Genomic DNA, 9,951 nt, shown 5'->3' on the forward strand with positions numbered 1-9,951 from the left:
GCCGGGGGGGGGGGCGCCCCCCCCGGGGGGGTTCGGTCCGGCCCGCGCCCCCCTTCTGGGGGCCCCCCGGCCGGCCCCCCCCCCCCCCCGGGGGGGGGCCCGGCGCACCGGCCGGCCGCACCGCGTCGAGGTAGCCGGAGATCGCTTCCTGACTCCGGATCAGGCACTCGATGCGCTGGCGCATCCGGTCCCGCTCGCGTTCCAGGGTGGCGATCGTCTCGGGAGTGGCACCGGAGACGTGGATCACCCGGCTGGTGAGGCAGGGCAGGATCTGCTTGATGATCCGGGTCGGCAGGCCCGATTCGAGCAGGCCCCGGATCTGCAGCACCCGGTCGACGCAGCGCTCGTCGTAGTCGCGGTAGCCGTTCGCGGAGCGCTCGGGGGCGATCAGCCCCTGCTCCTCGTAGTACCGCAACAGTCTTCGCGGGGTTCCGGTGCGTTCGGACAACTCGCCGATCTGCATTCGGCAACCCCGCATCCCCAGGAGTCCGAGAGGACTTGACATTCACATCTATGTGAGGGTTCGAGGATAACACCATGTCAACTTCGCAAACAGAGTTGCGGGCCGACTCGTCGGCGGCAGCGGACGACCGCAAGCTCCCCTGGTCGCCCCTGCTGGCGCTGGGCACCGCCGCCTTCATGGGCATCCTGACCGAGGCACTGCCCGCGGGCGTGCTCCCGGAAATGGCTCGCGACCTGTCGGTCAGCGAGTCCGCCGCCGGGCAGTCGCTGACCGTCTACGCGATCGCCACCGGCCTGTCCGCGATCCCGGTGGCCATCGCCACCGCGGCCTGGCGCCGTCAGAAGCTGCTGCTCGTCGCCGTGTTGGTGTTCGCCATCGCCAACACCGTCACCGCCCTCTCCTCCTCCTACCCGCTGACCATGGTCTTCCGGGCCGCCGCGGGTGTCGCCGCGGCCGCCGTCTGGGCCGAACTGGTCGCGTACGCGCGGCGGTTGGCGCCGCCCCACCTCCAGGGCCGGGCCATCGCGATCACCATGGCCGGCATTCCGCTGGCCCTGTCACTGGGCATCCCGATCGGCACCTTCCTCGGCAAGGTGGTCGGCTGGCGGCTCACCTTCGGCCTGGTCGCGCTGGTCTCCGTCCTGCTGCTGGCCTGGATCGCGGCCTCCGTGCCGGACTTCGCCGGCCAGAAGGCGGGCGCCCGGGCGCCGATCCTGGGCGGCCTGCGGCTGCCGGGCGTGGTCGCGGTGCTGTTCGTGGTCGCCGCGTACGTCCTCGCCCACAACGTCCTCTACACCTACATCGCGACCTTCCTCGACAAGTACGAGATGGGCGGCCAGCGTGACATCGTGCTGCTGGTCTTCGGCGTCGCCTCGATGGTCAGCATCTGGATCACCGGCGCCCTGGTCGACCGCAAGCTGCGGGCCCTGACCGCCGGCAGCACCGCGCTGTTCATCGTGGCGTCGCTGCTGCTCGGCGTGCTCGCCGACAACGTCGCGGTGGTCTACCTGGCCATGACCCTCTGGGGCCTGGCCTGGGGCGGCGTCGCGACGCTGCTGCAGACCGCGGTCACCGACGCGGGCGGGGACCGGGGGCAGGCGCTGCTGGTCACCACCTGGAACTCCTTCATGGCGGGCGGCGGTGCGGTCGGCGGCATCCTGCTCACCGCCGCCGGGCCCGAGTCCTTCCCGTGGGTCGTGCTGGCCCTCCTGGTGCCGGTGCTCCTGGTGGTGGTCGGCGCCCGCAAGCACGGCTTCCCGGCCGAGCGCCCGGGCGCCCAGTAGGAGCGGCGGGAGACGCGCCACGGCCCCTGGTGAACGCCGGTGTCCGTTACCGGTGTCCATCAGGGGCCGTGGACTGTTGTCGATGTGACTGGTGGTGCCGGTGGTATCAGTGCCGGTCGTGCCGGTCGTGCCGTCGACGGGGTCGGTGGTCCCGGTGGTGCCGATGGTGCCCCCTTTCGCTCCGCTGCCGGCTGCCGAGCGGGCCCCCGCCGGTCACCCGTGGCCGATCCGGTAGCCCACGCCGCGGACGGTGATGACCCAGGAACTGCCCAGCTTCGCCCGGAGCCCGCTGACATGGGTGTCGATGGTCCGGCTGGAGTCGGACCAGTCGGTGTCCCAGACCCGGGCCATCAACTCCTTGCGGGAGAGCACCTTCTCGGGTTCGGCGGCCAGTGCGTGCAGCAGTTCGAACTCCTTCGCGGTGAGCGCCACCGGCACGCCGCGCAGCCGGACCTCCCGGGTCCGGCTGTCGATCAGGAGGGGGTCGAGGGTGATGGTGCGGGTCGGGGCGGTGCCCGGATAGGCCCGGCGCAGCAGGGCCTTGATCCGGGCGGTCATCTCGCGCGAGCTGACCGAGGTGACCACGCAGTCGTCGGCCCCGGCCTGGAGGGCCAGGATCCGGTCCAGTTCGGTGTTCCGGGCGGTCACCGAGATGATCGGCTTGTTCCCGGCCTCGCGGATCTGCCGGCAGACCTCCAGGCCGTCGATGTCCGGGAGGTCGAGGTCGAGCAGGACGAGATCGGAGTGCTGGTGGGCGCGCAGCGCCTCCGCCCCGCTGTCCACGCTCGTGGCGGAGTACCCCTGCCGCCGCAGGTCGCGCACCCGGGTCTCGGCCTCGGTCGCGTCGTCCTCCACGACGAGCACCCGAGTCGTCAACAGTGGGGCGGTCCGGTCGAGTTGAGTCATCGCTCCCCCTCGTACGCCACGTCTGATCCATAGAAAATAATAGTAACTTTTATTTTTGTCTTCGGCACGATTGAGGGCTAACGTCGGATGAGCAACTGGTCAGGACATGGTCGTAACTGTCACGGGAGGGTCATGTGATGCAGGAGAGGGCCGTCCGGACGCGTCGGGCCCTGATCTGCGCCGCCGGAAGGGAGTTCGACCGCAAGGGGTACGCGGGGGCGTCCCTGGTCGACATCGCCCGCGCCGCCGGCATCTCCATGGGAGCTCTGACCTTCCATTTCCGGAACAAGGAGGAACTGGCCGCCGTCGTACTGGAAGAGGGCCACGACGCCACCCTCGCCGTACTGGCCGAGCTGGCCCAGCGGCGGGAGGCTCCGGTGCGCTCGGTGGTGTCGCTGACCCTCGCCCTGGCCGGGCTGCTGGAGCGGAACGCCGCCGTCCGGGCCACCGCCCGGCTGGCCCGGGAGCAGCCCGGCGACGGCACCCAGTGGAGCTCGGCCTGGGCCCCGGTGATCCGGCAGCACCTGGACCGGACCGGCTGGGACCGGTCCGGTCCGGCGCCGGACCGGACCGTCCTGGCCACCCTGGCCGACCACCTGCTGATCGGCGCCGAGGCCGAGGCCCGCCGCCAGGCCGACCGGCCGCGGCCGATGGACGACCCCTCGGCCGCGAGGCTCGCCCGGATCTGGGAGCTGGTGCTCCAGGGGCTCGCCGCCGGGGAGCGCTGACGACGGGCGGACGGGCAGGACGGGTGGACGGACAGGACAGGCGGCGCCGTGCTACACCGCGCTGCAGCCGCCGTCGACGGGCACCGCGCCCCCCGTGGTGTACGAGGCCTGGTCGCTGAGCAGCCAGGCCGCGGCGCGCGCCACCTCGACGGGCTCGGCGATCCGGCGCTGGACGGTCCGGTCGATCGCGACCGTCTCGACCTGCGGCAGGGCCCGGATGGCCCCCTCCAGCAGCTCGGTCCGGGTGGCCCCGACCATGAGCGCGTTGATCCGGATGCCGCGCTGCCCGTACTCGGCGGCGGCGGCCCGGGTCAGCCCGAGCACCGCGTGCTTGGCGGCCACGTACGGGGAGATCGCTCCGGTGGCGAACAGTCCGGCGGTGCTGGAGGTGTTCACGATCGCGCCGCCCTCGCCCTGCTCCAGCATCGCCGGCAACTGGTACTTCAGGCAGTTCCACACCCCGCGCACGTTGACGTCCATGATCCGGTCGAAGACCGCGGTGTCCGTCGCGTGCAGCTCGGTTCCGAGCGTTCCCCAGCCGGCGTTGTTGAACGCCGCGTCCAGCCGGCCGAAGGCGGTCAGCGCCCGGTCGACGGCCCGCTCGACGTCCGCCGGAACGGTCACGTCCCCGGCCGCGACCTCGGCCCTGCCGTTCTCGGCCCGAATCTCCTCGGCCAGCCGGTGGAGGGCGTCCTCCCGGCGGGCCATCAGCACCACGCTCGCCCCCTCGGCCGCGAACAGCCGCGCGGCGGCGGCGCCGATCCCGCTCGATGCCCCGGTGATCATGACCGTCTTGCCGTGCAGTAACTCCAGGCTGCGTCTCACTGAGAGTCCCCTCTTGGCCTGTCAAGTGATCTGACGTACCGTCAAATGGTGGAGCGGGAGGATACTTCCATCGGTGGAGGCGTGTTCACAAACGTGCTGACGCGCGACTGTCCGAGCTCGATCCGCTTCAGTGCGCCGGGGGTGGCGACGGTCTGCAGCAGGAAGAGCCACATCCCTTCGACCCGCTGCGGCAGGTCCAGGTACCCGGTCTGGATCGAGGAGTGCATCTGGGCGCCCGTGCAGTAGTTGACGATGAGCCGGGCCAGCTCGTCCACATCGGTTCCGGCCTTCAGCTCGCGCCGGCTCTTGGCCACGCGGAGGTCGTCGACGATCAGCGAGGTCCACTGCTGGTGCGAGTTCTCCTCCGGCGTCATGAACAGCTCCTGGTCCCAGACCAGCCGGGCGCCGGCCCGCAGCATCGCGCTGTCGCGGAGCCGGTAGGCCCAGGTGAGCGCGATGTCCACGGCCCGCTGCAGTCCTTGCGATTCCTCCGGCGGGACCACGAACTCGGGCTGGGCGGCGACGATGTGGCGCGCCAGCTCCTCCTTGTTGCGGAAGTGGAAGTACATGGCGCCGAGCGTCACGCCCGCCCGGTCGGCGATCTTCACCACGCTGGCGCCGTGGAAGCCGGACTCCCCGAACACCTCCGCGGCGGCCTCGATCAGTGCGGCACGTGTCCGCTCGGCCCGCTCCTGCTTCACGGCTCGCCGCGCCATTTGCCGCCCCGCCTCTCTGTACGAAAAGAAAAAAGCTCTTTATTTTATTCACGACACCAGGCCGAGCGCCAGTCGCGTGACCCGGCCTGTCCACTCGCAGTCAAGGGGGGCTTCTGCCATGGTTCCGAGCGTCACCCGCACCCCGGTCGACCATCCCGCCGCCACACCGGGCACACTCGCCACACCCACCGCGCCTGTCACACCCGCGGTACCCGAACTCCCTTCTCTGGCCCGCAAGTCCGTCATCGACGAGACTCTGGTGACCGGCTGGTCGAACAGATCCGAGACGTCCCAGCAGGTGACCGTCCAGTGGCCCGCCGAGCACACCCTCTACGCCGAGGACGGCCACTACAGCCCGCTCCTGGTCGCCGAGAGCATGAGACAGGCACTGACCGTACTGACTTACGGCGTGCACGGCATCCCGCTCGGACACCGCCTCGGGATGGAGCGCATCCGGCTGGCCACCAACCCCCACGCGCTGCACCAGGAGGACGGCTCACCCGTCGTCGACCTGCTGGTCCGGCACGGCGAGGTCCGCCGCCGCAGGGGCGGCTCGGCCCACTTCGTCTCGCAGGTCAAGGCGGTGCGCGCCGGGCAGCGCTGCGGCCTCGCCGAGGTGCACTACTCCACCCATCCGCCGGCCCTGTACGACCGCCTGCGCGGACGGCACGCGGACGCCCCCGCGGCCTTCGCCAGGGCCCTGCCGCCCGGCCCGCCCGTACCGGCCGCCCAGGTCGGCCGCCGGTCCGCGCGCAACGTCGTGCTCTCGCCCACCGGGCTGCCCGCGCAGTGGCAGCTGCGGCTCGACACCGGGCACCCGGTCCTGTTCGACCACCCGCACGACCACGTGCCCGGCATGGTGCTGCTGGAGGCGGCCGCCCAGGCCGCCTCGGCCGTCCTCGGCCGCCCGGTGGTGCCGGCCGCGCTGGACGCCACCTTCCTGCGGTACGTCGAGTTCGACCAGCCCTGCCTGGTGGCGGCCGAACCCGCGCCGCCCGGCGACAACGGCCGCCCCCGGGTCCGGGTCCGCGGCTACCAGGACGGGCGGCCGGTGTTCGCCGTGAACGTCATAGCGACCCCGCGCGTCGCCTGACCCGGCCCGCCGTGAGCGCCCCAGGGCCCGGTCCGCTGCCGGACCGGGCCCCCGGGCGCGCCCTTCGCCCGCCCCCCGCGGGCTCGTCGGCCGTACGTGATGCCGCGTCCCGGGGCCGACGGGTAGGGTGCCGGACCGTGATCGAACCGGAGTTCCTCACCACGACCAGGGCGTTCTACGACGCCATCGCCGCCGACTACGCCGACCGCTTCCGGGACGCGCTGGACGCCATGCCGACGGACCGGGCGATGCTGGCCCTGTTCGCCGACCTGGTCCGCGCCGAGCGCCCGGACGGGAAAACGGCCGAACTCGGCTGCGGCCCGGGCCTGGTGACGAGGCACCTGTACCGGCTCGGCCTGGACGTGCGGGGGATCGACCTCTCGCCGAGGATGGTCGAGCTGGCCCGGGAGGCCTGCCCGGAGGTGCCGTTCACGGTCGGCTCGCTGTTCGACCTCCCCTTCCGGGACGGCGAGTTGACCGGGGCGGTGGCCTGGTACTCGATCATCCACACCCCGGCGGAGCGGCTTGCGGAGGTGTTCGCCGAGTTCGCCCGGGTGCTCGCCCCTGGCGGCCACCTGCTGCTCGCCTTCCAGGTCGGCGACGAGCCCCTGCGCCTGGACAAGCCCTTCGGCCACCCGGTGTCGCTGGACTTCCGCCGCCTGCGGCCGGAGCGCGTCGAGGAGGCGGCCCGCGAGGCCGGTCTGCCGGTCACCAGCCGGACGGTCCGTGAGCCGGCCGGGGAGGAGAGCACCCGGCAGGCGTACCTGCTGGCCCGCAAGCCGCCGGCCTGACCACGGGCGGCCTGACCGCGGCCCGCCGGGCCGCCGGCGGCCCGGCCGCCGCTACGCGGCCTCGGCGGACGGCTGCCCAACGGACGGCTCCTCGGCGGACGGCTGCCCGGAGGCGGTCACGATGACCTCGTCCAGCACCTCGCGCGAGCGCAGCAGGTCGGTGATCATCCGGTCGATCCGCTCACGCTCCGCGGTGAGCTCCTCGACCAGCAGCGGCGTGGCGATCTCGCTGGGGCTGCCGTCGGAGTCGCGCATGCAGGGGAGGATCTTGTAGATGGTGCGGCTGTGCAGCCCGGCCGCGAACAGTTCCTGGATGTGCACGACGCGGTCGACCGCCATCTCCGGGTACTCCCGGTGGCCGCCCTCGGTGCGGCGGGCCACCAGCAGGCCCTGCTGCTCGTAGTAGCGCAGCGAGCGCTCGCTCACGCCCGTCCGCCGGGCCAGTTCGCCGATCCGCATGCCGTCCACCCCGTCATCCGATCCGAGCCGCGCCGCGAAGGGCCGTGCCGCGAAGGCCCGCGCCGCGAAGGGCCGTGCCCCGTCAGGGCCTTGAACCTGACATCGATGGTAGCTTCTGCCGTTCCGGCGTGACGGGGAACACGGAAGGCGCCGGCCTTCTCCGGCCCGCCGGACCGCGTCCGCTCGATCCGGTCCGCGACGGCCTGACGTACACCGACGGCCCCGAGGGGTGCACCGGCCACCCGAGGCCGGCCGGATAACACGGCGGCCCGGGCCCGCCCCGGCCCGGGGGTACCGCGCGGGAGCCGGGCGCCCATGCCATGATCCCTGCATGGCTTCTTCCAACGTTTTCTTCGACATCACCATCAACGACGAGCCGGCCGGCCGGATCGTCTTCAAGCTGTTCGACGAGGTCGTCCCCAAGACGGCCCAGAACTTCCGCGAGCTGGCCACCGGCCAGAACGGCTTCGGCTACGAGGGCTCCGGCTTCCACCGCGTGATCCCGGCCTTCATGCTCCAGGGCGGTGACTTCACCAACCACAACGGCACCGGCGGCAAGAGCATCTACGGCGAGAAGTTCGCGGACGAGAACTTCCAGCTCAAGCACGACCGCCCGGGCCTGCTGTCGATGGCCAACGCCGGCCGCAACACCAACGGCTCGCAGTTCTTCATCACCACCATCGTCACCGACTGGCTGGACAACAAGCACGTCGTCTTCGGCGAGGTCGTCGAGGGCCTGGACCTGGTCAAGAAGATCGAGTCGCTCGGCTCGCAGAGCGGCCGCACCTCGGCCAAGGTCACCATCGCCAAGTCCGGCGTGGTCGAGTAGTCACCGCTGCCCCACGGCACGCATACCGCCCCGGAGCGGAAAGTCGGCAGGATCGACTTCCCACTCCGGGGCAGTGGTGTTTCCGGGCCGCGACAAGGCCCGCGACAAGGCCCGCGACAAGGGCCCCGGGCCGGTGCGGGTCCTAAGCCCAAGGACCGATGGCCGGACGCCTCCGGTCCGGCTGGAATGGGCGGATGGATCACGACAAGCCGTACGAGGGCCTGACCCCCGCCGCCCGGGCGGCGTACCTGGCGCGGATCGGGGTGACGGACCCCGGGGAGCCGTCGGCGGCGGCACTGGCCCGGCTGCAGCAGGCCCACCTGCGAGCGGTCCCGTTCGAGAACCTGAGCATCCACCTCGGGGAGCCCGTCGTCCTGGACCCGCCGGCCCTGGTGGCCAAGCTGGTGGACCGGCGGCGCGGCGGCTTCTGCTACGAACTGAACGCCGCCTTCGCCGAGTTGCTGCGCTCGCTGGGCTACCGGGTGAGCCTGCTGGCCGGCCGGGTCCTCGACGGGGAGCGCCCCGGCCCGCCGTTCGACCACCTCGCGCTGCGCGTCGACCTGGACGGGCCCTGGCTGGTCGATGTCGGCTTCGGCCGGTTCAGCCTGCTCCCGCTGCGCCTCGACGGGCGCGGCCCGCAGTCCGACCCGCACGGCACCTTCGCGGTCGTCCCGTACGGCGCCCACGGGGAGTCGGACGTCCTGATGGACGGCGCCCCGCAGTACCGCCTCGACCCGCGCCCGTACGCGCTCGCCGACTTCGTGCCGACCTGCTGGTGGCAGAGCACCTCCCCGGACTCGCACTTCACCCGCTCGGACACCTGCTCCCTGCCCACCGGGGACGGCGGCCGGACCACGCTCAGCGGCACCCGGCTCATCCGGACCGCGTCCGACGGCACCCGCACCGAACGGCAGCTCACCGGGGCCGGGACGCTGGCCGCCTACCGCGAGCACTTCGGCATCGTGCTCGACCGGCTGCCGGGCCGCCCGGCCGGGGAGGGGCCGGGCCGGGTGTAGCGCCCGGCCGGGCGGGGCAGGGTAGCCGGATGCGCGACCGGCCGGGCCGGAAACCGCGCAATCGCCCGGAGTGCCGCCGCGGCCGTCCTAGGCTCTCCTCGGACGCGGGTCGAGCCGCGTCCGAACTCGACTACCCGGCAAGGTGGTTCACCGATGATCGAGCAGGGCGCCGACGACGGCGAGGTGACCTACGAACAGGTGACGGTGGTCTCCCTGGCCTCCTGCGAACCGGTCGGTCCGGCGCGGTTCGCGGTCCGGGTCGTCCGCGAGGGGATGACCGTCAAGCGGGTGGCGGGCTACTGGGTGCGCTGGGACGAGCGCCGGGAGGCGGAGGAGGTCCGCCACCACGCGCGCTGGGTCGCCGACGAGGAGTACGTCCGGCCGGGCACCGGCAGCCTGGCGGGTGTGCTCGCCGTGACGGTGGCCGCGTACTGGACGGACGGGGCGCGGGTGCTCTCCCGCCGCCCGAGCACGGAGACGGCGGTGGTCTTCCGGCCCGGCGAGACCGAGCGGGTGCTGGTGCTGGAGCAGGCCGCCCCGCACCGCCCGGCCGCCCTGTCGGTGCAGCTGGCGCACGCCCGCTGGCTGGGCGGGGACGGGCAGCCGATCCACTACGGCTACTCCGGCGCGACCGAGGCCGCGGGCGGCGAGGGGGAGTGGCTGGTCCGCTTCCCGGAGTGCGGCACCGGCCTGCTGCCGTACCCGGGCCAGGCGGGGGCCGAAGCCTAGGCCCTGTCCGGGCCTAGGCCCAATGCCGGTGACTTTGTCCTGTCTGTCTCGTTGGTTGTGGTGTGGCGAGGGTGGGGCAGGTCAAGGCGCCTGCGGGCGAGCGGTTGTCGGAT

12 protein-coding genes are annotated in these 9,951 nt (G+C 72.5%); 7 read left to right on the forward strand and 5 right to left on the reverse strand.

Going from position 1 to position 9,951, the window contains the following annotated elements; genetic code table 11:
• The coding region (locus tag ACFQ6N_RS23130; RefSeq protein WP_380652049.1) for a MerR family transcriptional regulator at positions 1–463 on the reverse strand (463 nt) is incomplete at its 3' end.
• Between the two features lie 74 nt (positions 464–537).
• Here ACFQ6N_RS23130 and ACFQ6N_RS23135 point away from each other — a divergent pair.
• Entirely contained in the window at positions 538–1,746 is a 1,209-nt protein-coding gene (locus ACFQ6N_RS23135) for an MFS transporter (RefSeq protein WP_380652052.1), read from the forward strand.
• A 213-nt stretch (positions 1,747–1,959) separates the two neighbouring features.
• Here the strand turns inward: ACFQ6N_RS23135 and ACFQ6N_RS23140 are convergent, their stop codons facing one another.
• Positions 1,960–2,652, reverse strand: a complete 693-nt coding sequence (locus ACFQ6N_RS23140; protein WP_380652055.1) for a response regulator transcription factor — start codon at positions 2,650–2,652, stop codon at positions 1,960–1,962.
• A gap of 137 nt (positions 2,653–2,789) precedes the next feature.
• On the opposite strand from ACFQ6N_RS23140, the gene ACFQ6N_RS23145 reads away from it, so the two are divergent.
• A complete protein-coding gene (locus tag ACFQ6N_RS23145; RefSeq protein ID WP_380652058.1) occupies positions 2,790–3,380 on the forward strand; it encodes a TetR family transcriptional regulator in 591 nt (196 codons plus the stop codon).
• A 51-nt stretch (positions 3,381–3,431) separates the two neighbouring features.
• Here the strand turns inward: ACFQ6N_RS23145 and ACFQ6N_RS23150 are convergent, their stop codons facing one another.
• Positions 3,432–4,166, reverse strand: coding sequence for an SDR family oxidoreductase (locus ACFQ6N_RS23150; RefSeq protein ID WP_380652091.1), 735 nt, complete (start codon positions 4,164–4,166; stop codon positions 3,432–3,434).
• An 80-nt stretch (positions 4,167–4,246) separates the two neighbouring features.
• Positions 4,247–4,921 carry a ScbR family autoregulator-binding transcription factor gene (locus ACFQ6N_RS23155; RefSeq protein WP_380652061.1) on the reverse strand — a complete coding sequence of 225 codons (675 nt, stop codon included), beginning with the start codon at positions 4,919–4,921 and terminating at the stop codon, positions 4,247–4,249.
• 118 nt (positions 4,922–5,039) lie between these two features.
• Between ACFQ6N_RS23155 and ACFQ6N_RS23160 the strand changes: the two genes are divergently transcribed.
• Together ACFQ6N_RS23160 and ACFQ6N_RS23165 are read left to right on the forward strand one after the other, a co-directional pair.
• Positions 5,040–6,014: a ScbA/BarX family gamma-butyrolactone biosynthesis protein gene (locus ACFQ6N_RS23160; protein ID WP_380652064.1), complete on the forward strand. Its 975-nt coding sequence runs from the start codon at positions 5,040–5,042 to the stop codon at positions 6,012–6,014.
• 137 nt (positions 6,015–6,151) lie between these two features.
• Positions 6,152–6,805: a class I SAM-dependent DNA methyltransferase gene (locus ACFQ6N_RS23165; protein WP_380652067.1), complete on the forward strand. Its 654-nt coding sequence runs from the start codon at positions 6,152–6,154 to the stop codon at positions 6,803–6,805.
• 51 nt (positions 6,806–6,856) lie between these two features.
• On the opposite strand, the gene ACFQ6N_RS23170 is transcribed toward ACFQ6N_RS23165, so the two are convergent.
• On the reverse strand, positions 6,857–7,264 hold the full coding sequence (locus ACFQ6N_RS23170) for a MerR family transcriptional regulator (protein ID WP_380652094.1): 408 nt from the start codon (positions 7,262–7,264) through the stop codon (positions 6,857–6,859).
• Positions 7,265–7,595: 331 nt separating this feature from the next.
• On the opposite strand from ACFQ6N_RS23170, the gene ACFQ6N_RS23175 reads away from it, so the two are divergent.
• From ACFQ6N_RS23175 to ACFQ6N_RS23185, 3 genes are all read left to right on the forward strand, one after another.
• Positions 7,596–8,093: a peptidylprolyl isomerase gene (locus tag ACFQ6N_RS23175; RefSeq protein WP_380652070.1), complete on the forward strand. Its 498-nt coding sequence runs from the start codon at positions 7,596–7,598 to the stop codon at positions 8,091–8,093.
• 194 nt (positions 8,094–8,287) lie between these two features.
• Positions 8,288–9,109 (forward strand): arylamine N-acetyltransferase, encoded by an 822-nt coding sequence (locus ACFQ6N_RS23180; RefSeq protein WP_380652073.1) that lies wholly within the window; start codon positions 8,288–8,290, stop codon positions 9,107–9,109.
• Positions 9,110–9,262: 153 nt separating this feature from the next.
• Entirely contained in the window at positions 9,263–9,838 is a 576-nt protein-coding gene (locus ACFQ6N_RS23185; protein ID WP_380652076.1) for a hypothetical protein, read from the forward strand.
• The last annotated feature ends 113 nt before the right edge of the window (positions 9,839–9,951 follow it).

Origin of the sequence: Kitasatospora sp. NPDC056446, assembly GCF_042796115.1 — a bacterium.
Classification (GTDB): domain Bacteria; phylum Actinomycetota; class Actinomycetes; order Streptomycetales; family Streptomycetaceae; genus Kitasatospora.